Source organism: Streptomyces sp. NPDC003042 (genome assembly GCF_053591315.1).
In genome coordinates, this window is the sequence record NZ_JBSFTP010000003.1 from 192,890 (window position 1) to 216,904 (window position 24,015).

Annotated in this window: 18 protein-coding genes and 1 pseudogene; 11 read left to right on the top strand and 8 right to left on the bottom strand. The window is 69.3% G+C overall.

What is annotated here, in order from left to right:
• Positions 1-16 precede the first annotated feature (16 nt).
• The 5 genes from ACWDYJ_RS03240 to ACWDYJ_RS03260 form a co-directional block, all read right to left on the bottom strand.
• The gene (locus ACWDYJ_RS03240; RefSeq protein ID WP_451563727.1) at positions 17-634 is read right to left on the bottom strand and encodes an excalibur calcium-binding domain-containing protein; all 618 of its coding nucleotides are present in this window, start codon (positions 632-634) and stop codon (positions 17-19) included.
• Positions 635-838: 204 nt separating this feature from the next.
• The gene (locus ACWDYJ_RS03245; RefSeq protein WP_451563728.1) at positions 839-1,330 is read right to left on the bottom strand and encodes an NUDIX domain-containing protein; all 492 of its coding nucleotides are present in this window, start codon (positions 1,328-1,330) and stop codon (positions 839-841) included.
• Positions 1,331-1,351: 21 nt separating this feature from the next.
• Positions 1,352-1,618 (bottom strand): hypothetical protein, encoded by a 267-nt coding sequence (locus ACWDYJ_RS03250; protein ID WP_451563729.1) that lies wholly within the window; start codon positions 1,616-1,618, stop codon positions 1,352-1,354.
• A 168-nt stretch (positions 1,619-1,786) separates the two neighbouring features.
• Complete coding sequence (locus ACWDYJ_RS03255; RefSeq protein WP_451563730.1) at positions 1,787-2,836, bottom strand: PASTA domain-containing protein; 1,050 nt, start codon at positions 2,834-2,836, stop codon at positions 1,787-1,789.
• A gap of 264 nt (positions 2,837-3,100) precedes the next feature.
• Positions 3,101-4,630 (bottom strand): helix-turn-helix domain-containing protein, encoded by a 1,530-nt coding sequence (locus ACWDYJ_RS03260; protein ID WP_451563731.1) that lies wholly within the window; start codon positions 4,628-4,630, stop codon positions 3,101-3,103.
• A 495-nt stretch (positions 4,631-5,125) separates the two neighbouring features.
• Here ACWDYJ_RS03260 and acnA point away from each other — a divergent pair, with 495 nt between their 5' ends.
• The 10 genes from acnA to ACWDYJ_RS03310 all read left to right on the top strand — a co-directional run bounded on the left by acnA (position 5,126) and on the right by ACWDYJ_RS03310 (position 20,349).
• Positions 5,126-7,840: an aconitate hydratase AcnA gene (gene acnA / locus ACWDYJ_RS03265; RefSeq protein ID WP_451563732.1), complete on the top strand. Its 2,715-nt coding sequence runs from the start codon at positions 5,126-5,128 to the stop codon at positions 7,838-7,840.
• A 332-nt stretch (positions 7,841-8,172) separates the two neighbouring features.
• Positions 8,173-9,624, top strand: coding sequence for an N-acetylglucosamine/diacetylchitobiose ABC transporter substrate-binding protein (ngcE, locus tag ACWDYJ_RS03270; RefSeq protein WP_451563733.1), 1,452 nt, complete (start codon positions 8,173-8,175; stop codon positions 9,622-9,624).
• Positions 9,625-9,664: 40 nt separating this feature from the next.
• Positions 9,665-10,609: a carbohydrate ABC transporter permease gene (locus ACWDYJ_RS03275; RefSeq protein WP_451563734.1), complete on the top strand. Its 945-nt coding sequence runs from the start codon at positions 9,665-9,667 to the stop codon at positions 10,607-10,609.
• 12 nt (positions 10,610-10,621) lie between these two features.
• Positions 10,622-11,548, top strand: coding sequence for a carbohydrate ABC transporter permease (locus ACWDYJ_RS03280; protein WP_451563735.1), 927 nt, complete (start codon positions 10,622-10,624; stop codon positions 11,546-11,548).
• A 341-nt stretch (positions 11,549-11,889) separates the two neighbouring features.
• Positions 11,890-13,104: an ROK family transcriptional regulator gene (locus ACWDYJ_RS03285; protein ID WP_451563736.1), complete on the top strand. Its 1,215-nt coding sequence runs from the start codon at positions 11,890-11,892 to the stop codon at positions 13,102-13,104.
• Positions 13,105-13,222: 118 nt separating this feature from the next.
• Complete coding sequence (locus ACWDYJ_RS03290) at positions 13,223-14,335, top strand: sugar ABC transporter substrate-binding protein (RefSeq protein ID WP_451563737.1); 1,113 nt, start codon at positions 13,223-13,225, stop codon at positions 14,333-14,335.
• Between the two features lie 171 nt (positions 14,336-14,506).
• Entirely contained in the window at positions 14,507-15,295 is a 789-nt protein-coding gene (locus ACWDYJ_RS03295; RefSeq protein ID WP_451563738.1) for an ATP-binding cassette domain-containing protein, read from the top strand.
• Between the two features lie 26 nt (positions 15,296-15,321).
• Positions 15,322-16,602, top strand: a complete 1,281-nt coding sequence (locus tag ACWDYJ_RS03300; protein ID WP_451563752.1) for a sugar ABC transporter permease — start codon at positions 15,322-15,324, stop codon at positions 16,600-16,602.
• 207 nt (positions 16,603-16,809) lie between these two features.
• A complete protein-coding gene (gene dxs / locus ACWDYJ_RS03305; RefSeq protein WP_451563739.1) occupies positions 16,810-18,723 on the top strand; it encodes a 1-deoxy-D-xylulose-5-phosphate synthase in 1,914 nt (637 codons plus the stop codon).
• Positions 18,724-18,837: 114 nt separating this feature from the next.
• On the top strand, positions 18,838-20,349 hold the full coding sequence (locus tag ACWDYJ_RS03310) for an amino acid permease (protein ID WP_451563740.1): 1,512 nt from the start codon (positions 18,838-18,840) through the stop codon (positions 20,347-20,349).
• Positions 20,350-20,371: 22 nt separating this feature from the next.
• Here ACWDYJ_RS03310 and ACWDYJ_RS03315 read toward each other — a convergent pair whose 3' ends face one another.
• On the bottom strand, positions 20,372-21,499 hold the full coding sequence (locus ACWDYJ_RS03315) for an LCP family protein (protein WP_451563741.1): 1,128 nt from the start codon (positions 21,497-21,499) through the stop codon (positions 20,372-20,374).
• A gap of 214 nt (positions 21,500-21,713) precedes the next feature.
• Here ACWDYJ_RS03315 and ACWDYJ_RS03320 point away from each other — a divergent pair, with 214 nt between their 5' ends.
• Positions 21,714-22,787: a hypothetical protein gene (locus ACWDYJ_RS03320; RefSeq protein WP_451563742.1), complete on the top strand. Its 1,074-nt coding sequence runs from the start codon at positions 21,714-21,716 to the stop codon at positions 22,785-22,787.
• A gap of 5 nt (positions 22,788-22,792) precedes the next feature.
• On the opposite strand, the gene ACWDYJ_RS03325 is transcribed toward ACWDYJ_RS03320, so the two are convergent.
• Both ACWDYJ_RS03325 and ACWDYJ_RS03330 read right to left on the bottom strand, forming a co-directional pair.
• Positions 22,793-23,887 (bottom strand): hypothetical protein, encoded by a 1,095-nt coding sequence (locus tag ACWDYJ_RS03325; protein WP_451563743.1) that lies wholly within the window; start codon positions 23,885-23,887, stop codon positions 22,793-22,795.
• Positions 23,884-24,015, bottom strand: a pseudogene (locus tag ACWDYJ_RS03330) (N-acetylneuraminate synthase family protein); the annotation flags it as partial. The pseudogene ACWDYJ_RS03330 and the gene ACWDYJ_RS03325, both read right to left, overlap by 4 nt.

The window sequence follows — 24,015 nt, forward strand, 5'->3', positions numbered from 1 at the left end:
TCGGCGGCGGGCGGGGCTATTTGTCGCAGGCGATGCCGTCCTTGTCGCGGTCGAGGGCGTCCCGGTAGCCGGGCTGGCCCCGGCGGATGGGCGCCGCGCCGGCGGCCTTCGCGGCGTCGCAGTTCTTGTAGTACACGCTGCCGCCGCCCCCCGTGCCGCCGGTGGTGGACGTGCTGCCACCGCTCACGGGCGCGGGCGTGGCCTTCGGCTGGGCCGTGGTCGGGGTCGGGGCCGGCGCCGGGGCCTTCGAAGGCCGCAGGGTGGCTCCCGCCCGGTCCGGGCACGGCGTACCGGGCGCGGTGAGCGACAGCTCGACGGCGGTGGTGGCCGTCACCGGGCCGGCGGCGGCCGGGGTCTGGAAGCAGACCTCCCACTGGGAGTGGTCCGGGGGCAGTGTGACATCGCTGTACGCGCTGTGCGCTTCGACCGGCGTACTGACGACCTTCTTCACGGCGGCCTCGGCCTCGGTGAACCTCTGTCCGATGACCGAGGGCATCACCGACTGCGCGGACGCACTCGCCGACGCGGAGGCGGACGCCGACGGCGATGCCGAAGCGGCGGCACTCGCCTTGCCGTCGGCCCCCCGCTTCGCACCGTCCTCGCAACCGGCCACCAGCAATACGACGGCCCCCACGGCGCCGGCTATGGCAACGCCCCGACGATGGAACATGAATCCCCCCAAGACCAACAGACGGTGTGTGGAACCGCCGCAGCCTACGCGTGTCAGTCCACCCGGGTAGGGGTTTCGGGTCATATTCCCCGGGCAAGACAGGCCATCACCTGCCCCTGTCGTCACAGTCGCGCCTGGCTCGGCGCTTCCCGTCGACGACAGGACCGGCTAGGGCGTCTCGAGACACACCACCCTGCCGTCCCTGCGCGCCGCGTCGATCTCCTTGAGCCGGGCGAAGTTCCTGGGGGTCGTCATCCGCTCCCACTCCTCCATGGAGTGGACCCAAAGCTCGCTGTGCTCCGACGGATCCAGGACGATCGCGCCGATCTGCTCGTCGGTGAGCGTGCCGCCGTCGAAGATGAACCCGATGTGGTTCGCGGGCCAGGCCTCACCCTGGTGCCCGATGAAATGCGCCCCCAGTAGCTTCGGGTCCCCCTCGAAGACCATCCCGGTCTCCTCCAGGCACTCCCGCACGGCGCACTGCCAGGGCGTCTCCCCGGGGTCCATGTTCCCGCCCGGCCACTGCCACGTCTCGTACGCGTAGGTGGCCCGCAACTGCACCGGCCGCCCCTCGGAATCGGTGAAGTACAGGCAGGCGTAACTCGTCGCCTGGGCAATGGTCTTGACGTACTCCGCCGGCGGAAGCCAGTCGCTCGCCATCCGAACTCCTCTCCCCGCTTCCTACGCGGGATCCCCGGTCACGTCGTCGCACGGAGACTGCGGCACATTCGCCGCGACCGCCTCCGCCCAGCGGTCCTGCTGCGCCGCCAGGGCGATCGCGGCCGACTCGGCCGGCTCGACGGCCACCGCGTAGCCGTCCCCGTACATCCGCGTGCCGCGCAGCGAGACGAACGCGCCCTTGCCGTCGTCCTTGGAGGGCGAGGCCGCGGCCGCAGTGGCGGCGGCCGGCGCCGCGTACGATGAACTGCTCAGCCCCAGCCCCAGCACGGTCGCCGCGCCCAGCGGACGCCCACGCGTGTCATCGACATTGCAACCTCCTCGGTGACACTGCACTGTGACACCGCCGTCACACACGGTAGCGCCCCACTGTGGATCAGCGCGCCCGTTCCCCCGGAACCCCCCTGGCCGGGCACTCACAGCGGGGGCCTTCCGGGCTCAACTTCCGTAGCCCCAGCGGGCTCTGCCGTCTTTGCCCATGAAGCACTTGGCGGGCCCGCCGCCGGTGGTGGTGGCGCGGGCGCCGACCGGCGAGCAGAAGCGTCCGTACTGAACCCCGCCGAAGCCGCCTGCACCTGCACCTGCGCCTCCACCTCCGCCGGAGGACGAGCCGGAGCCTTCGTCGTCCCCGCTGCTCGGCGGCGCCGGAACGGGACGCAGCCTGCTGTACTCGGCCTTCGGGCAGGAGGTGCCCGGAGCGGTGAGCTTGAGGCGCGCCGTTTCGTTCTTCGGGTACTTGATCTCCGCGCCCTCCTCCGGCCTCTGGAAGCAGACGGTCCAACTGTCCACGCCGTCGGGCAGGTCGACGTCGGTGTAGGCGCTTTCCGGTTCGATCGCCCGCAGCCCCATGGGCTGGAGTGTCTCGGACGCCTTCGCGAAGGTCATGCCGACGACCTCGGGCATCTTCGGGTACGGGATCGGGTCGCCGTCCTTGGCGGGACAGGGCCACTCCACCCGGACCACGCCGAGGTCCAGCACGGGCTTCCGGCCGGCCCGGGAGGCTGCCGGGCCCTGGAAGCAGACCCGCCAGTTGTCGTCGTCCCACTGCCCGGCACGGTCCGGTCCGGCGTCGTGCGAGATGGTGCCGTACCCGGCGGCGGAGGCCGCGGCCTTGGCCTCCCTCAGGTTCTTGCCGACGAGGCCGGGAGGGGGTTCGGCCGGGCCGGCACCCGGACTCGGCGCCGACGGATTCGAGGGCGTCACCGTGACCGTCGTGGTGACGGCGGGCTGCGGCTTCGCGTCGGCCCCGGTCTTCTTCGGCGGATCCGAGAGGAGCAGCACGAAGAACCACGGCACGACCAGCACCGTGGCGACGATCTTCCGCGTCCTGCTCCAACGGCTCGCCCATGCCAGGACGATGCCCGCCGGCGGGAAGGTGAGCAGCGCGACGACGATCAGGACGGGGTGCTGCCACCAGCGCCGCACGGTCGCGGGCGGGTAAGGATGCGGCGGCGGGTACACGTACGGCTCCCCAGGAGTGAGGGTCAAAAACCCGCAGATCCTACAAGCCGACGACCCTGCCCCGGACCATCCCCGCCGGCGGCCGGCCGCACCGCACCCGGGACGGGCCCAACTGGTCGCGGCGGCCGAGCAGGCCGCACGGATGCGGGACACGGACCGTGCGGACGAAAGCGCCAAAGGCCCCGCTCCTCTCCGAAAAGAGTGACGGGGCCTCGACTTGTGAAAAATATTCCTGACGCCCACCGGGCTCCGCCTCGCGCAACCGTTGCGCGTGCCGAATTACCCGGCCTTCTAGATGTCGCGGAAGATCTCGATCTGGGCGCCGACCGAGTTGAGGCGCTCGGCGAGTTCCTCGTAGCCGCGGTTGATGACGTAGACGTTGCGCAGGACCGAGGTGCCCTCGGCCGCCATCATGGCGAGGAGGACGACCACCGCCGGGCGCAGGGCCGGGGGGCACATCATTTCGGCGGCGCGCCAGCGGGTGGGGCCCTCGACCAGGACGCGGTGGGGGTCCAGGAGTTGGAGGCGGCCGCCGAGGCGGTTGAGGTCGGTCAGGTAGATGGCCCGGTTGTCGTACACCCAGTCGTGGATCAGGGTCTGGCCCTGCGCGACGGCGGCGATGGCGGCGAAGAAGGGGACGTTGTCGATGTTCAGCCCGGGGAAGGGCATCGGGTGGATCTTGTCGATCGGCGCTTCGAGCTTGGACGGGCGGACCGTCAGGTCCACCAGGCGGGTGCGGCCGTTGTCGGCGACGTACTCCGTCGAGCGGTCGTGGTCGAGGCCCATCTCCTCCAGCACCGCGAGCTCGATCTCCATGAACTCGATCGGCACCCGGCGGATCGTCAGCTCCGACTCGGTGACCACCGCGGCGGCCAGCAGGCTCATCGCCTCGACCGGGTCCTCGGAGGGGGAGTAGTCCACGTCCACGTCGATGACGGGCACGCCGTGGACGGTGAGCGTGGTGGTGCCGACGCCCTCGACCTCGACGCCCAGCGCCTCCAGGAAGAAGCAGAGGTCCTGGACCATGTAGTTGGAGGAGGCGTTGCGGATGACCGTGACGCCGTCGTGGCGGGCCGCGGCCAGCAGGGCGTTCTCCGTGACCGTGTCCCCGCGCTCCGTCAGCACGATCGGGCGGCCGGGGGAGACGCCGGCTTCCACCTGCGCGTGGTAGATGCCCTCGGTCGCGGTGATGTCCAGGCCGAAGCGGCGCAGGGCGATCATGTGCGGCTCGATGGTGCGGGTGCCGAGGTCGCAGCCGCCGGCGTAGGGCAGGCGGAAGTTGTCCATGCGGTGCAGCAGGGGGCCCAGGAACATGATGATGCTGCGGGTCCGGCGGGCCGCGTCCGCGTCCATGGCGTCCATGTCGAGGCGGACCGGCGGGACGATCTCCAGGTCGACGCCGTCGTTGATCCAGCGGGTGCGGACACCGATGGAGTTCAGGACCTCGAGGAGCCGGTAGACCTCCTCGATGCGGGCCACGCGCCGCAGGACCGTACGGCCCTTGTTGAGGAGCGTGGCGCACAGCAGTGCCACGCACGCGTTCTTGCTCGTCTTGACGTCGATGGCGCCGGACAGCCGACGGCCGCCGACGACACGCAGGTGCATCGGTCCCGCGTAGCCCAGAGAGACGATCTCACTGTCGAGAGCTTCACCGATTCGGGCGATCATCTCAAGGCTGATGTTTTGATTGCCGCGCTCGATCCGGTTCACGGCGCTCTGGCTGGTGCCGAGTGCGTCGGCGAGCTGACTCTGTGTCCAGCCCCTGTGCTGCCGGGCGTCACGGATGAGCTTGCCGATGCGTACGAGGTAGTCGTCTGCCATGGGTGCACGCTATCTCAGATATGAGATGGGGCTCGCGGGGGGTATGGCAGACGGGTGTTACCGACCGTCAGCTCACATGTCCCGCCGGGTCTGGGCGTGATGCCGCTTTCAGGGTGACTTGGGCGGAGCGTCCGCACTTCGCCCGCGCCGCTTTCCGTGCGGCCGGCCCCGCCGTGCCCCGCTGTTACCCCGCCGCTGCCCCGCCATGCCCGCCGCGCGCCGCGGAGTCGGAGCGTCCGCCCCGGGGATTGGAATCGGGCAGGCGGAAGCGTCCCGCCGACAGGCCGACGGGGGCGGCCCGCCGCGCGCGTACCTCGTCCCGCCTCCGGACATGTACTAGAGTTATCTCGACATCGAGATATCTGCCGAAGGCGTACCGCAGCCGCCCCCGCTGGTAAGGGTTACCTAACTTAGCCTTACCTTAGCGGATTGGCCAAGGGGCGTGGCGGCAGGATGCGGTTTATACGCGCGAATTCATGCATGAAGGAGACTGTCGTGTCGGCGAACAGCTTCGACGCCCGCAGCACGCTGCAGGTGGGCGACGAGTCCTACGAGATCTTCCGGCTGGACAAGGTCGAGGGCGCCGCCCGCCTTCCCTACAGCCTGAAGGTCCTCCTGGAGAACCTGCTCCGTACCGAGGACGGCGCGAACATCACCGCCGACCACATCCGGTCGCTCGGCAACTGGGACTCCCAGGCCCAGCCCAGCGAGGAGATCCAGTTCACGCCGGCCCGCGTGATCATGCAGGACTTCACCGGTGTGCCCTGCGTCGTGGACCTCGCCACCATGCGCGAGGCCGTGAAGGCCCTCGGCGGCGACCCGTCCAAGATCAACCCGCTGGCCCCGGCCGAGCTGGTCATCGACCACTCGGTCATCGCCGACAAGTTCGGCACCCCGGACGCGTTCCTCCAGAACGTCGAGCTGGAGTACGGCCGCAACAAGGAGCGCTACCAGTTCCTGCGCTGGGGCCAGACCGCCTTCGACGAGTTCAAGGTCGTCCCCCCGGGCACCGGCATCGTCCACCAGGTCAACATCGAGCACCTGGCCCGCACCGTCATGGTCCGTAACGGCCAGGCGTACCCCGACACCCTCGTCGGTACCGACTCGCACACCACCATGGTCAACGGCCTGGGCGTGCTGGGCTGGGGCGTCGGCGGCATCGAGGCCGAGGCCGCGATGCTCGGCCAGCCGGTCTCCATGCTGATCCCGCGCGTCGTGGGCTTCAAGCTGACCGGCGAGCTGCCGACCGGCACCACCGCCACCGACCTGGTGCTGACGATCACCGAGATGCTGCGCAAGCACGGCGTCGTCGGCAAGTTCGTCGAGTTCTACGGGCAGGGCGTCTCCGCCACCTCCCTCGCGAACCGCGCCACCATCGGCAACATGTCGCCGGAGTTCGGCTCCACCGCCGCGATCTTCCCGATCGACGAAGAGACGCTGAAGTACCTGCGCCTGACCGGCCGCGACGCCCAGCAGGTCGCGCTCGTCGAGGCGTACGCCAAGGAGCAGGGCCTGTGGCTGGACCCGGCCGCCGAGCCGGACTTCTCCGAGAAGCTGGAGCTCGACCTCTCCACGGTCGTCCCCTCCATCGCCGGCCCGAAGCGCCCGCAGGACCGCATCGTCCTCGCGAACGCCTCGCAGCAGTTCGCGCTCGACGTGCGCAACTACGTCGAGGACGACGACGAGGCGGGCAAGGAGTCCTTCCCGGCCTCCGACGCCCCGGCCTCCACCGACGGCGTCCCGACCCGTCCGACCCTGGTCACCCTCGCGGACGGCTCCTCCTTCGAGATCGACCACGGCGCCGTCACCGTCGCCGCGATCACCTCCTGCACCAACACCTCGAACCCCTACGTCATGGTCGCCGCGGCGCTCGTGGCCAAGAAGGCGGTCGAGAAGGGCCTGACCCGCAAGCCCTGGGTCAAGACCACCCTCGCCCCGGGTTCGAAGGTCGTCACCGACTACTTCGACAAGGCGGGCCTGACCCCGTACCTCGACAAGATGGGCTTCAACCTCGTCGGGTACGGCTGCACCACCTGCATCGGCAACTCCGGTCCGCTGGACGAGGAGATCTCGAAGGCGATCAACGAGCACGACCTCGCGGTCACCTCGGTGCTCTCCGGCAACCGCAACTTCGAGGGCCGCATCAACCCCGACGTCAAGATGAACTACCTGGCCTCCCCGCCGCTGGTCGTCGCGTACGCCATCGCGGGCTCCATGAAGGTGGACATCACCAGGGACGCCATCGGCATCGACACCGAGGGCAACCCGGTCTTCCTCCAGGACATCTGGCCCTCCGAGGCCGAGGTCAACGACGTCGTGGCGAACGCCATCGGCGAGGACATGTTCAACAAGTCCTACCAGGACGTCTTCGCGGGCGACGCCCAGTGGCAGGCGCTGTCGATCCCGACCGGCAACACCTTCGAGTGGGACCCGCAGTCCACCTACGTCCGCAAGCCCCCCTACTTCGAGGGCATGACGATGGAGACCACCCCGGTCTCCGACATCTCCGGCGCCCGCGTGCTGGCGAAGCTGGGCGACTCGGTCACCACCGACCACATCTCGCCGGCCGGTGCGATCAAGGCCGACACCCCGGCCGGCAAGTACCTCACCGAGCACGGCGTCGAGCGCCGCGACTTCAACTCGTACGGTTCCCGCCGCGGCAACCACGAGGTCATGATCCGCGGTACGTTCGCCAACATCCGCCTGCGCAACCAGATCGCCGCCGGCACCGAGGGCGGCTTCACCCGCGACTTCACCGTCGAGGGCGCGCCGGTCTCCTTCATCTACGACGCCTCGCAGAACTACCAGGCCGCCGGCATCCCGCTGGTCATCCTGGCGGGCAAGGAGTACGGCTCCGGCTCCTCGCGCGACTGGGCGGCCAAGGGCACCGCGCTGCTCGGCGTCAAGGCCGTCATCGCCGAGTCCTACGAGCGCATCCACCGCTCCAACCTGATCGGCATGGGCGTCCTGCCCCTGCAGTTCCCCGAGGGCGCGACGGCGGCCTCCCTGGGCCTCACCGGCGAGGAGACCTTCTCCTTCACCGGTGTGGAGGAGCTGAACAACGGCACCACCCCGCGCACCGTCAAGGTGACCACCGACACCGGTGTGGACTTCGACGCGGTCGTCCGCATCGACACGCCGGGTGAGGCGGACTACTACCGCAACGGCGGCATCATGCAGTACGTGCTCCGCAACCTCATCCGAGGCTAAGGGCGCGCCGGGCGGAGCCATCCGCCGCTTGTCGGCACCATAGGGCCGTACCCCCACCAAGGGGGTGCGGCCCTTCCGTTTCATTCGGGTGTCGCAGGGGGAGCGGGTCAGGTGACGGTGAGGTCTCAACTCGGAAAAGCCGGGGTCGATCTTTGTGCACGATCTTGCTCAGTCGAGCGGAAGTGGACTATACCTGTGCCCGTCCGGATCGCCGCGAAATGAGCGGCCCCGGACCGGGGGGACGGCAGGGACCTGCGGCGATGCCCTTATTCACGGCAACTGCCGTTATTTCCGGCCTCCTTCACACTCCTGACGAAGGCGAGGACTTGAGCATGGGATCCACCTCCGCCCACGGCGAGAACAGCACCGGTGAAGGCCTCGGCCGCCGGGATCTGATCAAGCGTTCCGCGGCACTCGGCCTGATCGCCGTGCCGACGATGAGCTTCCTGTCCGCCTGCGCCTCCGGCGGCGAGGCGGCGCCGAAGGGCAACGAGTCCAAGGTGGCCACGTCCCCCGAGAACCCCTTCGGCGTCGCCAAGGGCGGCAAGCTGGAGGTGGTCGTCTTCAAGGGCGGATTCGGCGACGACTACGCGAAGGCCTGGGAGGCCGCGTTCGACAAGAAGTGGGGCACCACCACCTCCCACCTCGGCACCCAGGAAATCACCGGAAAGCTCCAGACGCGCTTCAACGGCGGCAACCCGCCGGACGTCGTGGACGACTCCGGTGCCCAGAAGATCAAGCTCGACGTGCTCTTCAAGGCCGGCCAGCTCGCCGACCTCACCCCGGTGCTCGACGCGCCCTCGCTCGACGACCCGACCAAGAAGGTCCGCGACACGCTCATCGCCGGCACCATCGAACAGGGCACGCAAGGCGGCAAGTTCGTCTCCCTGAACTACATCTACACCGTGTTCGGATTCTGGTACTCCGGCAAGCTCTTCAAGGAGAAGGGCTGGGCCGAGCCGAAGACCTGGGACGAGTTCCTCGCCGTCTGCGCCAAGGCGAAGGAGGCCGGCATCGGCGGCCTCGCCCACCAGGGCAAGTACCCGTACTACATCAATGTCGTCATCATGGACCTGATCGCCAAGAAGGGCGGTCTGGAGGCCATGAAGGCGATCGACAACCTCGAACCGAACGCCTTCGAGGGCAACGCCGCCGCGCTCGCCGCGGTGGAGGCGGTCTACGAGGTCGTCGAGAAGGGCCTCCTGATGCCGGGCACCAACGGCCTCACCCACACGGAGTCCCAGACCGCCTGGAACCAGTACAAGGCCGCCTTCATCCCCTCCGGCTCCTGGCTGGAGAACGAGCAGCTCAAGCAGACCCCGGAGGACTTCGACATGAAGTTCCTCCCGGTGCCGGGCCTGGCCGACAGCAAGCTGCCCTTCGCGGCGCTGCGGGCCGGCGCGGGCGAGCCCTTCATCGTCCCCGAGAAGGCGGCCAACAAGGCAGCCGGCATGGAGTTCATCCGCTCGATGCTGTCGCGCGAATGGTCCACCCTCTTCGCCCAGCAGGCCAACTCCCTCACTGTGGTCATGGACGGCGTGGACCCCGGTGTGAAGCTGCGTCCCGGCACCCAGTCGGCGGTCGCCGCCCTCAAGGCGGCCGGGAGCGACACCTTCAACTACCTCTACCCGGACTGGTACAGCGAGATGGACACCGAGATCCAGAACGCGTCCAACGAGCTGATGGCCCAGCGCATCCAGCCCAAGGAATGGATCAAGCGGGCCCAGGCCGCGGTGGACAAGGCGGCCAAGGACCCCAACGCCAAGAACAACAAGCGCAGCTGACGCGTCCACCGGCCACCCGGAACCTCCAGGGACGGACACCATGAGCCACGTAGCCACGAGCAGGGGCCGGGGCGGCTTCATCGCCGGCTTCCTCATCCTGCCTCTCGCGCTGTACCTGACCTTCGTCATCTGGCCGTACATCCAGACGTTCGGGTACTCCTTCACCAACTGGTCGGGCCAGTCACCGACGTTCGACTTCGTCGGCCTGGACAACTACGCGACCCTGCTGGAGGACCAGGTCTTCCTCGGCGCCCTGTGGCACAACCTGCTGCTCCTGGTGTCCGTCCCGGCGGTCACCATTCTGCTCGCCCTCTTCTTCGCCTTCATGGTCAACGCGGGCGGGCGCAGCGGAGCCGGCGGCGTGCGGGGCGTGCGGGGCTCGGCCCTCTACAAGGTCGTCTACTTCTTCCCGCAGGTCCTCTCCCTCGCCATCCTCGCGGTGCTCTTCGGCGCCGTGTACCGCAGCGACGAGGGCGGCCTGCTGAACGGCCTCCTCGTCAAGACCGGCATCGTGGACGCGGCCCACCCCGTCGAATGGCTCAACGAGCCCGACCTCGTGCTCTGGTGCCTGCTGCTCGTGGTCGTCTGGCACGGAGTCGGCTTCTACCTGGTCCTCTTCTCGGCGGCCATGCAGTCCGTACCCAGGGACATCTACGAGGCCGCCCTGCTGGACGGCGCCGGACGCGCGCAGACCTTCTTCAAGGTGACGCTGCCCCTGCTGTGGGACTCGGTCCAGACCTCGGCGGTCTACCTGGGCATCGCCGCGATGGACATGTTCGTGCTGGTGTCGACCATGACCTCGGGCCAGTTCGGCGGCGGACCGGACCACCACAGCGAGGTCATGGCCACGGTGCTGATGCGCAACTTCCTGTACTTCGGCAAGAGCGGATACGCCTGCGCCATGGGCGTGGTCATGCTGATACTGACCCTCGTCCTTTCCCTTGTCACGCTGCGCGCCACCCGCCGCGAGCGCATCGAGTTCTGAGCGGGAGACACCATGACCACAGTGATCAAGGCACCCGGCGAGGCCGCGGCCGAGCGGTCCGGCGGCAGCCGCCGCCCCAAGGAGGGCGGGAACAGCGGCTCCGAGGGGCGGGTGCTCAACGTCTTCTCCCACGGCTTCCTGGCCCTCTGGGCGATACTGATCGTCCTGCCCCTGGTCTGGCTGGTGCTGGGCTCCTTCAAGACGGACGCCCAGATCGGCGGCTCGGCCCTGAGCTGGCCGTCCAACTGGCATTTCGACGCCTTCGGCCGAGCCTGGGACAAGGGCATCGGGGACTACTTCGCCAACACCGTGATCGTGATGGTGTTCTCGGTCCCGCTGACGATGCTGCTGGGCTCGATGGCGGCGTACGTACTGGCCCGCTACCCCTTCAGGGGGAACCGGATCGTCTACGTCTTCTTCGTCAGCGGGGCGATGTTCCCCGTGTTCCTGGCGCTCGTCCCCCTGTTCTTCATGGTCAAGCGCCTCGACATGCTGAACAGCTACCAGGGTCTGATCCTGGTCTACGTCGCCTACTCGATGCCCTTCACCGTCTTCTTCATGCACTCCTTCTTCCGCACGCTGCCGACGGCGGTGCACGAGGCGGCGGTGATCGACGGGGCCTCCGACACCCGGATCTTCTTCCAGGTGATGCTGCCGATGGCCAAGCCCGGCCTGATCAGCGTCGGGATATTCAACGTCCTGGGCCAGTGGAACCAGTACATCCTGCCCGCGGTCCTGATGCAGCCGCAGACCGGCTCCGATCCGGAGCGGTACATGCTGACCCAGGGGCTGATCCAGCTCCAGTACCAGATGGGCTACGAGACCGACCTGCCGGTGCTGTTCGCCGGTGTGACCATCGCGATGATCCCGATGCTGGTGGTCTACCTGTCCTTCCAGCGCCAGATCCAGGCCGGACTGACCACCGCCACGCTCAAGTAGTCCCAGGGCCGGCCGGCACCGGCCGGCACGACCGCCCCGGCGGACACGGCACCCAGGACGGCCCGGCACCGGGCCGTCCTGGGTGCCGCCGTGTTCAGCCGCCGACAGGGTGCGCCGGAGGCAGCGATGACGTATGCCTGACACAGGAGCCCGAGCACTCTTCAGTCATTTGGTCAGCGGTGTCCTATTCGTGCTGTCGCAGGCTCTTGACGTGTGGAGGCCCAAAGGCTCGACTTAAGCTTCACAAGTTGGAGAGACGCCGGGGTCTCGGAGCGCACAGCCGCGACATCCGGCCGGGGGGCGACGGCTGGCCGTCGCTTAAGGGCAGGAGTGGATGAGTCGTGCAGACTCCCGGATCGCAGTCCTCGCTGCATCGCGCGAACCTCGAGCGGGTCGTGCGGGCCGTGCGGCTCGCGGGTTCGCTGACGCAGGCGGAGATCGCCCGCACCACCGGACTGTCGGCGGCCACGGTCTCCAACATCGTCCGTGAGCTCAAGGAGGCCGGGACCGTCGAGGTCACCGACACCTCCGCCGGCGGCCGGCGGGCGCGCAGCGTCTCCCTCAGCGGGGATGCCGGCATCGTGATCGGCGTGGACTTCGGCCACACCCACCTGCGGGTGGCCGTCGGGAACCTCGCGCACCAGGTACTGGCGGAGGAGGCCGAGCCGCTGGACGTGGACGCGTCCTGGGTGGACGGCTTCGACCGGGCGGAGGCGCTGGTCGGACGGCTGATCGAGGGCCTGGGGGTGGGCCGCGACAAGGTCATCGGCGTGGGCCTCGGTGTCCCCGGCCCGATCGACGTGGAGTCCGGCACGCTGGGCTCCACCGCGATCCTGCCGGGCTGGGCCGGGATCAACCCGCGCCGCGAGCTCTCGCAACGTTTGGGCGTACCCGTCTACGTCGACAACGACGCGAATCTCGGAGCGCTGGGCGAGCTGGTCTGGGGCAGCGGCCGCGGCGTCAAGGACCTGGCGTACATCAAGGTCGCGAGCGGTGTCGGCGCCGGCCTGGTGATCAACGGCCAGATCTACCGGGGACCGGGCGGCACCGCCGGGGAGATCGGGCACATCACCCTCGACGAATCGGGCCCCGTCTGCCGCTGCGGCAACCGCGGCTGCCTGGAGACCTTCGCCGCCGCACGCTACGTGCTGCCGCTGCTGCAGGGCAGCCACGGGCCGGAGCTGACGATGGAGCGGGTGGTCGAGCTCGCCCGCGACGGGGATCCCGGCTGCCGCCGCGTCATCACCGACGTGGGCCGGCACATCGGCAGTGGAGTGGCCAGCCTCTGCAACCTCTTGAACCCGAGCCGGGTTGTGCTCGGCGGCTCGCTGGCGGACGCCGGTGAACTGGTCCTGACGCCCATCCGTGAATCAGTGGGAAGGTACGCGATTCCGAGCGCGGCCCGGCAGCTGTCGGTGCTGACGGGATCGCTCGGCGGCCGGGCCGAGGTCCTCGGCGCACTGGCCCTCGTGCTGAGTGAGATGGGCGATTCGACGCTTTTGGCGGAAAATGGGATCGGGGTACGAGCACCCGCCGCCTTGTCTTCAGTTAGATAACGGATGGCACCGTTGTCATCTTGTTAAGGATTCACTCCTTGACGGCAAACTTGCGGCCGGGGTTGACTCACACTCACCTCGGCCGCAGCGTTGCGGCCTCGTCAGGGAGGTTCAAGTAATGAACACGCCTATGCGTAGAGCCGCCGTTGCCGTCGCCGCCGGCGCCATGGCCGTATCGCTGGCCGCCTGTGGCAGCGCCAAGGAGGCCGGCGAGAAGTCGAAGGACGCCGGCGCCGCCAAGGGCGACAACATCAAGATCGGCCTTCTCCTCCCGGAGAACCAGACCGCGCGCTACGAGAAGTTCGACAAGCCGCTGATCGAGAAGAAGGTTGCCGACCTCACCGGCGGCAAGGCCGAGGTCGTCTACGCCAACGCCAAGCAGGACGCGACCACGCAGAACTCGCAGGTCGACACGATGATCACCAACAAGGTGGACGCGCTGATCATCGACGCGGTCGACGCCAAGGCCATCGCCGGCTCGGTCAAGAAGGCCAAGGACGCCGGCATCCCGGTCGTGGCCTACGACCGCCTGGCCGAGGGCCCGATCGACGCCTACACCTCCTTCGACAACGAAGAGGTCGGCAGGGTCCAGGGCAAGGCACTGCTGGAGGCGCTGGGCGACAAGGCCAAGGACGGCCAGATCGTCATGATGAACGGCTCCGTCACCGACCCGAACGCCAAGCTCTTCAAGCAGGGCGCGCACTCCGTCCTCGACGGCAAGGTGAACATCGGCAAGGAGTACGACACCAAGGAGTGGAAGCCGGAGAACGCCAACACCAACATGGCGGGCGCGCTCTCCGCGATCGGCAAGGACAAGATCGTCGGCGTCTACTCCGCCAATGACGGCATGGCCGGCGGCATCATCACCGCCCTCAAGGCCGCCGGCCTCTCCCCCCTGCCGCCGGTCACCGGCCAGGACGCCGAACTCGCCGGTGTGCAGCGCATCGTGGCGGGCGAGCAGTTCATGAGCGTCTACAAGCCGTACGCCCCGGAGGCCGCGGCCGCGGCCGAGATGGCCGTCGCCCTCGCCAAGGGCGAGAAGATCGACGGCATCATCAACAACAAGATCGACAGCCCGACCACCAAGGGCGTCCCGTCGGTGCTCATCCCGGTCGTCTCGCTGACCAAGGCCAACATCAAGGACACCGTCGTCAAGGACGGCGTCTACACGGTCGACGAGATCTGCACCGAGAAGTACGCGGCCGCCTGCGCCACCATCGGCCTCAAGTAGGCCCCGGCCGCCTCCGCTCCGGCGCAGGCAGCCCCCGCACCTGTCCGGTGCTCCGCCCCTCTTCCCCCGCCACGGGCGGGGCGCCGGACAGAAACGTTTCAGCAGTTCCCCCGTTCATCCCGCTCCTGCTCTTTTCTGCACGACATCCCCGCCGGTCAGGCGGCGAAGGAGATGGTTCATGTGTCCGCTGCGCCCGTGCTGGCGTTGCGAGGGGTCTCGAAGCGGTTCGGCGCCGTCCAGGCCCTGACCGACGTAGAACTCGAGATCCACTCCGGTGAGGTGGTCGCCCTCGTCGGCGACAACGGCGCCGGCAAGTCCACGCTGGTCAAGACGATCGCCGGCGTGCACCCCATCGATGACGGAGTCATCGAGTGGGACGGCCGCCCCGTCTCCATCACCAAGCCCCACGACGCCCAGAACCTGGGCATCGCGACGGTCTACCAGGACCTCGCGCTGTGCGACAACATCGACGTCGTCGGCAACCTCTTCCTGGGCCGCGAGCTCAAGCGCTACGGCGTGCTCGACGAGGTGGAGATGGAGCGCCGCGCCCGCGAGCTCCTGACCACCCTGTCCATCCGGATCCCCAGTGTCCGCATTCCCATCGCCTCGCTCTCCGGCGGTCAGCGCCAGACCGTGGCGATCGCCCGCTCGATGCTGGGCGAGCCCCGGCTCGTCATCCTCGACGAGCCCACCGCCGCCCTCGGCGTGGAGCAGACCGCGCAGGTCCTCGACCTGGTGGAGCGGCTGCGCGAGCGCGGCCACGCCGTCATCCTCATCAGCCACAACATGGCCGATGTGAAGGCCGTCGCCGACAAGGTGGCGGTACTGCGGCTGGGCCGCAACAACGGCGTCTTCAGCGTCGCCGAAACCTCGCAGGAAGAGATCATCTCCGCCATCACCGGTGCCACGGACAACGCCGTGACCCGCCGGGCGGCCCGCACCGGGGAGGCCCGCAAGTGAGCACCCAGAATCCCGCCGCCGATCCGCTGGGCAAGGGGCCCGCGGAGCACGTCGACCCCGTCAACCCGGCCGCCGCGACGGACGCCATCCCGGCGGTGGACCCCCGCCTGCTCGTGCGCGAGCAGGGTCTGTCCGGCTACCGAGACGAGTTCAAGCGCCGGCTGAAGGCCGGTGACCTGGGATCCATCCCGGTCGTTCTCGGTCTGATCATCATCTGGAGCATCTTCCAGGGGCTGAACGCGAACTTCCTCTCCCCGGAGAACCTCACCAACATCGCGATCACGATGGTCGCGACCGGCATGATGGCCGTCGGCATCATCTTCGTGCTGCTGCTCGGCGAGATCGACCTCTCGGTCGGCTCGGTCAGCGGCGTCTCGGGCGCGATCGTCGCCGTCCTCGCCGTCACCCACGGCGTGAACGAATGGCTCGCGATCCTCGCCGCCGTCGCCGGTGGCGCCCTCATCGGCGCGATCCACGGCTTCTTCTTCGCCCGGATCGGCGCCCCCGCCTTCGCCGTCACCCTGTCGGGCCTGCTGTTCTGGTCCGGCGCGATGCTCCAGATCCTCGGCAGCCAGGGCACCATCAACATCGACTCCGAGGGCGTGGTCGGTCAGCTCACCACGTACTACTTCTCCGACGTGGCGGTCGCCTACGGCCTCGCGGCCCTGGCCGTGGCGGGCTACTTCCTCGCCACCTTCTTCGACAACCGACGCCGCGAGGCGGCCGGAGTCCCCTCCCGGCCGCTCACCGAGATCCTGCTGCGCACCGGCGTGCTCGCCCTCTTCACCTTCGGGCCCGCCATCGTGTTCAACCAGTACAAGGGCCTGCCGCTCGCGGTGGTGCTCTTCCTGCTGGCGCTGGTCGGTACGGACTTCGTGCTGCGCCGCACCTCCTTCGGCCGCAACATCTTCGCGCTCGGCGGCAGCGTCGAGGCCTCGCGCCGTGCGGGCATCGACGTGAACGGGATCCGCATCGCGGTCTTCGCCATCGCGGGCACCTTCGCCGCGGTCGGCGGGCTCTTCTGGGCCTCCAAGATCGCGGCGGCCAACCAGAGCGCCGGCGCCGGCGACCTGCTGATGAACGTCATCGCGGCGGCCGTCATCGGCGGCACCAGCCTCTTCGGCGGCCGGGGCCGTACCTGGAACGCCCTCCTCGGCGTCATGGTCATCACCTCCATCCAGTACGGTCTGGCCCTGGAGGGCATCGCGACGCCGATCCAGTACATGATCACCGGCGCGGTACTGCTGGCCACGGTGGTCATCGACTCGGTCACCCGCAAGACCCAGAAGACGGCCGGACGCGCCTAGCACACGCTGCCCACAGTGCCCGGTGCCACCGCGTGTGGTGCCGGGCACCTGTGCGTGCGCTCGTCCCGCAGCCGGTCGGTACCGTAATGGGGCGGCGTGCCGCGTCATCACTCGCAAGAGTGGTCTGTTCAAGGGCGGCCCGATGACCGACCCCGCGAGCGGAACATTAGACTCGACAGACCAGCAAGCAACTGCAAGGAGGCACGGGTGCTGCTGACCCGCATCAAGGGACCGCGCGATCTGGACCGGCTCAGCCAGGCGGAGCTCGACCAGCTCGCCGCCGAGATCAGGTCTTTCCTCGTCGACGCCGTCTCCAAGACCGGCGGGCACCTCGGCCCCAACCTCGGGGTGGTCGAACTCACGATCGCCCTGCACCGGGTCTTCGACTCGCCCAAGGACAAGGTCCTCTTCGACACCGGCCACCAGGCCTACGTCCACAAGCTGCTCACGGGCCGCCAGGACTTCGGCAACCTGCGCGCCAAGGGCGGCCTGTCCGGCTACCCCTCGCGCGCCGAGTCCGACCACGACGTGATCGAGAACTCGCACGCCTCCACGGTGCTCGGCTGGGCCGACGGCCTCGCCAAGGCCAACGAGGTGCTCGGCCGCGAGGACCACCACGTCGCCGCCGTCATCGGCGACGGCGCGCTGACCGGCGGCATGGCCTGGGAGGCGCTGAACAACATCGCCGCCGCCAAGGACCGCCCGCTGGTCATCGTGGTCAACGACAACGAGCGCTCGTACGGCCCCACCATCGGCGGCCTGGCCAACCACCTGGCCACCTTGCGCACCACCGACGGCTACGAGCGCTTCCTGGCCCGCGGCAAGGAGATCCTGGAGCGCACCCCGGTCGTCGGGAAGCCGCTCTTCGAGACCCTGCACGGCGCCAAGAAGGGCCTGAAGGACTTCATCGCCCCGCAGGGCATGTTCGAGGACCTGGGCCTGAAGTACATCGGCCCCATCGACGGTCACGACATCGAGGCCCTGGAGTCCGCCCTCACGCGCGCGAAGCGCTTCAGCGGCCCGGTCATCGTGCACTGCCTCACCCAGAAGGGCCGGGGCTACACCCACGCAGAGCAGGACGAGGCGGACCGTTTCCACGGCATCGGCCCGATCCACCCGGACACCGGCCTGCCGGTCTCCACCGACGCCGCCAGCTGGACCTCCGTCTTCGCCGACGAGATGGTCAAGCTCGGCAAGGAGCGCCCGGACATCGTCGCGATCACCGCGGCCATGCTCCAGCCGGTCGGCCTGAAGAAGTTCGCGGACGCCTACCCGGACCGCATCTTCGACGTCGGCATCGCCGAGCAGCACGGCGCCACCTCGGCCGCCGGCCTGGCCACCGGCGGCGCCCACCCCGTCTTCGCGGTGTACGCGACCTTCCTCAACCGTGCCTTCGACCAGGTCCTGATGGACGTGGCCCTGCACAAGTGCGGGGTCACCTTCGTCCTGGACCGGGCCGGTGTCACCGGTACCGACGGCGCCTCGCACAACGGCATGTGGGACATGTCCATCATGCAGATCGTGCCCGGCCTGCGCCTGGCCGCCCCGCGTGACGCCGAGCAGCTGCGCGCCCAGCTCCGCGAGGCCGTCCAGGTCAAGGACGCCCCGACCGTCGTGCGCTACTCCAAGGGCGTCGTCGGCCCGGCCGTCCCGGCCGTCGGCCGAATCGGCGGGATGGACGTACTGCGCGCCCCGGCCCCCGAGGTCACCCGTCCGGACGTACTGCTCGTCTCGGTCGGCGCACTCGCCCCCATGTGCCTGGAAATCGCCGACCTGCTCGACAAACAGGGCATCAGCACGACCGTGGTCGACCCCCGTTGGGTCAAGCCGGTGGACGAGGCCCTGGCCCCGCTCGCCGACACCCACCGCGTGGTCGTCACCGTCGAGGACAACGGCCGCACCGGCGGTGTGGGCTCCGCCGTCTCGCAGGCGCTGCGGGACGCGGGTGTCGACGTACCGCTGCGCGACTTCGGCATCCCCCAGCGCTTCCTCGACCACGCCACCCGTAAGGAGGTCATGGCCGAGATCGGTCTGACCGCCCCGGACATCGCCCGGCAGGTCACCGGCCTGGTCGCCAAGCTGGACGGGCGCTACGAGAGCGAGCCGGCCGCCATCGACTAGATCGCCGCGCGGTTGCACGTCACGGGCCGGGAGATCACCCTGGAGGGGGTGGGCCTCCCGGCCCGTTCGCGTATGCCGTTTCGCGTATGCACGCCGCCTGTTCGGAGGTCGTCGGTGAGCAGGGATCTGAAGAGCCCCTTCCGCACGAAATCGGTGGAGCAGTCCATCCGCGACACGGAGGAGCCGGAACACCAGCTCCGCAAGTCGCTCTCCGCCTGGGACCTGACCGTCTTCGGCGTCGGTGTCATCATCGGCACCGGCATCTTCGTCCTCACCGGCAAAGTGGCGAAGGAGACCGCCGGCCCCGCCACGGCCCTGGCGTTCGTCGCGGCCGGCGTCGTGTGCGCGCTCGCCGCGCTCTGCTACGCCGAATTCGCCTCGACGGTGCCGGTGGCCGGTTCCGCGTACACCTTCTCCTACGCCTCGATCGGCGAACTCCCGGCCTGGATCATCGGTTGGGACCTGGTGCTCGAATTCGCCCTCGGCACCGCCGTCGTCGCGGTCGGCTGGTCCGGATACGTCCGCTCGCTCATGGACAACGCCGGGATCCACATGCCCGCGTCCATGGACGGGCCCGACAGTCCGGGCGGCGGCTTCGACCTGCTGGCCTTCGTCCTCGTACTCGTGCTGACCGTCATCCTCGTCCTCGGCGTGAAGCTGTCCGCGCGGATCACCGCGATCGTCGTGGCCATCAAGGTCACGGTGGTCCTCATCGTGATCATCGCCGGACTGTTCTTCATCAAGGGCAGCAACTACCAGCCGTTCATCCCCGACGCGGTGCCCCAGACGACCGGATCCGGCCTCGACGCGCCACTCGTCCAGCTCATCTTCGGCTACGCGCCGACCAACTTCGGCATCATGGGCATCTTCACCGCCGCCTCCGTCGTCTTCTTCGCCTTCATCGGCTTCGACGTCGTGGCCACCGCGGCCGAGGAGACCAAACTGCCGCAGCGTGACATGCCACGCGGCATCCTCGGCTCGCTGCTGATCTGCACGGTGCTCTACGTCGCGGTCTCGCTCGTGGTGACCGGCATGCAGCACTACTCGCAGCTCTCGGTGAGTGCCCCGCTGGCCGACGCCTTCAAATCCGCCGGGCATCCCATCTACGGCGGCGTCATCAGCTTCGGCGCGGCGGTGGGCCTGACCACGGTGTGCATGATCCTGCTGCTGGGCCAGACCCGGGTGTTCTTCGCGATGAGCCGCGACGGCCTGCTCCCGCGGTTCTTCTCGCGGACCCACCCGAAGTTCCGTACGCCGTACCGGCCTACCATCCTGCTCGGCGTGCTCATCGCGATCGTCGCCGGATTCACCAGCATCAACGAACTCGCCACGCTGGTGAACATCGGCACGCTCTTCGCCTTCGTGGTCGTGGCCCTCGGCGTGATGATCCTGCGCCGCACCCGCCCCGACCTGCCCCGCTCCTTCCGCACCCCGCTGGTGCCGCTGGTGCCCATCCTGTCGATCGCGGCTTCGGTCTGGCTGATGCTCAACCTGCCCGCGGAGACCTGGCTGCGCTTCGCGATCTGGATGGTGGCCGGCATCTTCGTCTACTACCTCTACGGACGCGGGCACAGCCTGCTCGGCCGGGGCAGGGGCGCGAGCCAGCCGGTGCACGAGGAGCGGTAGGCCGGTAGAGGGGCATGGACCCTCAGGGCTTGGGCGCCGGGGAGGACTTGGTGCCCGAGCCGCCCTTGGCGGGGGAGTCCTTCGCCGAGGCCGGGATCTTCTGGTCGGTCCGCAGCGCCTCCCACAGCTGGGAGGCCTGCGGCTCGGCGACGACGACCCGGTTGCGGTCCACCTTGTCGTAGGCCACCGGCAGCATGATGGTCTCCATGGTGGCCGGGTCCACGCCCTTCATGCTCCGCGCGAAGTCGGACAGCGCGGTCAGCGAGGCCAGATCGGAGTCGGTGGTCAGGGACTTGGTCCCGGCGTCCGCCAGCTTGTAGAGCCGGGCCGGGTTGCCGAGGGCGTCCTGCTTCTTGATCTCGGACAGCATGGCGAGCATGAACTGCTGCTGCAGGCCTATGCGTCCGAGGTCGCTGCCGTCGCCGTAGCCGTAGCGGGTCCGTACGAACTTCAGCGAGTCGGTGCCGTCCAGCCGGTGCGTGCCCGCGTCCAGCTTGAGTCCGCCCTTGGCGCCGGTCATGGGCTTGTCGAGGGTGACGGTGACCCCGCCGAGCGCGTCCACCAGGCCCTTGAAGCCGGCGAAGTCCACCTCGACGAAGTGGTCCACGCGGATCCCCGACAACTGCTCCACGGTCTTGACCACACAGGCGGGACCGGCCAGCGTGTAGACGGAGTTGAACATGACCCGGTTCGCGGCCGGGACGTTCTTGCCGTCCTTGTCCTTGCACTCCGGGCGGGTGATCAGGGTGTCGCGGGGGATGCTCACCGCGGTGGCCTTGGCCCGGCCCTCGGGTATGTGCACCAGCATCGCCGTATCCGAGCGGGCTCCGCTGACATTGCCGTGGTCGAGGTCCCCGTTGGCCCCGGCCCGCGAGTCGGAGCCGAGCACCAAGATGTTCTGGGCGTTCTCGACCACCTTCGGGGGCCGGTTGTCCTCGCCGATCGCCTGGTTCAGGTCGACGCTGTCGATATTGCCGTTGAGGTGGCTGTAGGCCCACCACCCGGCGCCGGCGGCGGCCAGGATCACCACGGCCGCGCTCCAGGCCAGCGCCCGCCGGATCCGGCTGCCGCGTGAACGGGGCGGGCGGGGCGCACGCGCGGGGGCCTCCCGGCCCTCCGGCGTCGTCGTGGCGGTGGTGTCTGAAGTCATGCCCGGGAACCGGCCTTCCGAACGGGATGCGGGAGATCTCGCGGCTACAACATAAACGCAGGATCGCGCCATGAGGCCCTCGGGGTATCCTGAATCCGTTCGAGTGGTGAAGGGGAAGGGTTGCTGGCGTTCCATGGCAACGCGATCCACGCGCAATTCACACAAATCCACCCCGCGTTCGGCCGGAGCCCGGTCCGGACCGGCACCGTCGGCAGTGGCTTCCGCACGACGTGACTGGGACTTCGTCGCCCTGGGCCCCGTGGCCGGCCGCTGGGTCCTCGCCGGCAAGGACGGGCGGCTCACCGCCTACGCGCGCGCCGAGGGCGGTCTGCTCCGCTGGACCGAGCGCGTCCCCGGCGGCCCCGACTGGACCGGCCCCGACTTCTTCCCCGCCCCGGAACTGACCGACCTCGCGGTGGGCCAAGGCCCGGACGGGTACGCCCACTTCGTGGGACGGCGCCGACTGCGGTCCGACGACACCGAGACCGTCACCTACCACCACGCGGTGCAGTACCAGAGCGGCCGCCCCATGGGCCCGTGGGACTCCCTCGGCACCCTCTACCAGAAGCCCGAGATGTCCCACCGAGGCGGACCGCCGAGCCTGGCGGTGGACGCGCACGGCACACCCCACGTCTTCGTGCGCAACGCCGGCCGCGGGGTCCACGTACGGCGCCAGGACAAGAAGGGGAACTGGGGCGGCTGGGACGACCTGCGCGGCAGCAAGACCTTCGAGGGGGCCTGCGCCAGCGCCACCGCCGAGGGCCGCGTCTGGTTCGCCGCCCCCGGTGAGAGGGGCCTCTCGCTCTGGGCCCAGACCGGTCCGGGCAGCCCCCTGCGCAAGGGCGAGGACATTCCGTACCTGGTCCAGGACGGCTCGGTGCGCACCCTGGAGACCGGCCCGGGCGGTCGCGTCACGCACTTCTGGCACGCGGCCGACGCGAGCGGCGTGTTCGCCTACCGCGAGGGCGCCGGCGTACTGGCCCTCGGCGGTGGACCGGCCTGCGCGGCGCTCGCCGCCACCCGCGCCGTGGTCGACGGCTACGACTGCACGGTGCTGGCCTACCGCACGGTGAGCGGGCGCACCGCCCTCGCCGCGTACCCCACGGAGCACGAGGCCGCCGGGCTGTGGTGGACCGAGATCGGGGAGGAGGGCCTGGACTCCCCGGCCCTCGCCGTCGACGGCCACGGCAAGGTCGTCATCGCCTCCATCAGTGCCCGCGGTGAACTGCTGGTGAACCGGCAGAAGGACAACTCCGGTCTCTCGCTGGGCCGCTGGCAGCGCTTCTGAGCGGTCTACGGGAACCCGTGCGGCTGCGCGAACCCGTGCGGCTGGGCGGGCAGCGCGGGCAGGGTCGGCCGGGGGCGTCCCTGCGGCGGGATCCTGGCCAGGCCGTGCCGGTCCACCGCCAGCGCGGAGATCCGGTGCAGGAACTCCACCGAACGCTCAGCGGTGTCCGCGGTGATCCAGGCGTCGTCCATCTCGCACAGCTCCACCCGTACCGGCGAACCGCCCAGCACGATCGGCAGGGTGTAGGCGATGGTGGACGCGAACGTCAGCACGCACTGCCCGATGGGTTCGGTCAGCGCGGTGAGCTCCAGCGGCAGTTCGGGGTGGACGATCTCCATGCCCGTGGCCCGGGCGATCCGCTCCAGCTTCTGCGGACTCTCCCGGCGGTGCGCCAGGTACCGGTCGGCGGCGCGGCTGCGGGCGATCCAGCCGACCGCCTCGATGTACCGGTCCTGGTCGATGACGCCGGTCTCCACGAGGGAGCTGCCCGCCAGATCGGCCCCGGGCCGCACCCGTACCGGGCCGAAGGTCTCGCGGCTCCAGGCGTACTCGTTGGCCCGTATCTCGGTGCCCGGCGGCGCGGCGACCGGCATGCAGGTGAAGAAGGTGGCGCGGTCCAGGGCGTCGCGGGCCAGCCAGCGGTTGACCGCGCCGCCGCCCTTGGCGGACGGTTTGGCGGCGCCCTGGTGCCAGCGGGTCAGCTGCTGCCCGTACGTCAGCAGGCTCACCAGTTCCGTGGTGGCCGTGCCGTCGTCCACGACGACCACCTCGCGGGCCTTCGAGCGCGGCAGGAGCAGTTGGATGGTGCGGGAGAACAGGTCCCCGATCACCAGGCGTTCGGCGACCGCGACCGCTCGGCCCAGGCGGACGAGGTCGTGGGCCCGGCCCAGGTAGCCCGCGCGGACCTCGTAGCGCCGCCACACCACCTTGGCCTGGGAGGCGAACCGGCACAGCCGGCGGACCTGCGCCCGGGAGCGCGGGTCCGTCGGCTGGAGCACGGCGATGGTGAGTGACGCTGCCTCGCCCGGATGGACGTGAGCCCACTCCAGGACATTCAGTAGTTGAGCCGGGCTCTCCACCAGGGCGAGGGTTTCGCTCATGCCGAGGCCGTCACGCCCTCTGCGGCGACGGTCCCCTGGACGCGGCGGAGCTTCTTCATCGGGCCGAGTTCGGAGTCGTAGACGCGCTTGACGCCGTCGCCGAGGGCCGTCTCGATGGTGCGGATGTC

What these genes read in the sequence shown, in the direction of transcription:
- ngcE (WP_451563733.1), top strand. Translation starts at nt 8,173, where the DNA reads ATGGGATCCACCTCCGCCCACGGCGAGAACAGCACCGGTGAAGGCCTC.
- ACWDYJ_RS03325 (WP_451563743.1), bottom strand. Translation starts at nt 23,887, where the DNA reads ATGAGCGAAACCCTCGCCCTGGTGGAGAGCCCGGCTCAACTACTGAAT.
- ACWDYJ_RS03245 (WP_451563728.1), bottom strand. Translation starts at nt 1,330, where the DNA reads ATGGCGAGCGACTGGCTTCCGCCGGCGGAGTACGTCAAGACCATTGCC.
- ACWDYJ_RS03315 (WP_451563741.1), bottom strand. Translation starts at nt 21,499, where the DNA reads ATGACTTCAGACACCACCGCCACGACGACGCCGGAGGGCCGGGAGGCC.
- ACWDYJ_RS03290 (WP_451563737.1), top strand. Translation starts at nt 13,223, where the DNA reads ATGAACACGCCTATGCGTAGAGCCGCCGTTGCCGTCGCCGCCGGCGCC.
- ACWDYJ_RS03275 (WP_451563734.1), top strand. Translation starts at nt 9,665, where the DNA reads ATGAGCCACGTAGCCACGAGCAGGGGCCGGGGCGGCTTCATCGCCGGC.
- ACWDYJ_RS03260 (WP_451563731.1), bottom strand. Translation starts at nt 4,630, where the DNA reads ATGGCAGACGACTACCTCGTACGCATCGGCAAGCTCATCCGTGACGCC.
- ACWDYJ_RS03295 (WP_451563738.1), top strand. Translation starts at nt 14,507, where the DNA reads ATGGTTCATGTGTCCGCTGCGCCCGTGCTGGCGTTGCGAGGGGTCTCG.
- ACWDYJ_RS03280 (WP_451563735.1), top strand. Translation starts at nt 10,622, where the DNA reads ATGACCACAGTGATCAAGGCACCCGGCGAGGCCGCGGCCGAGCGGTCC.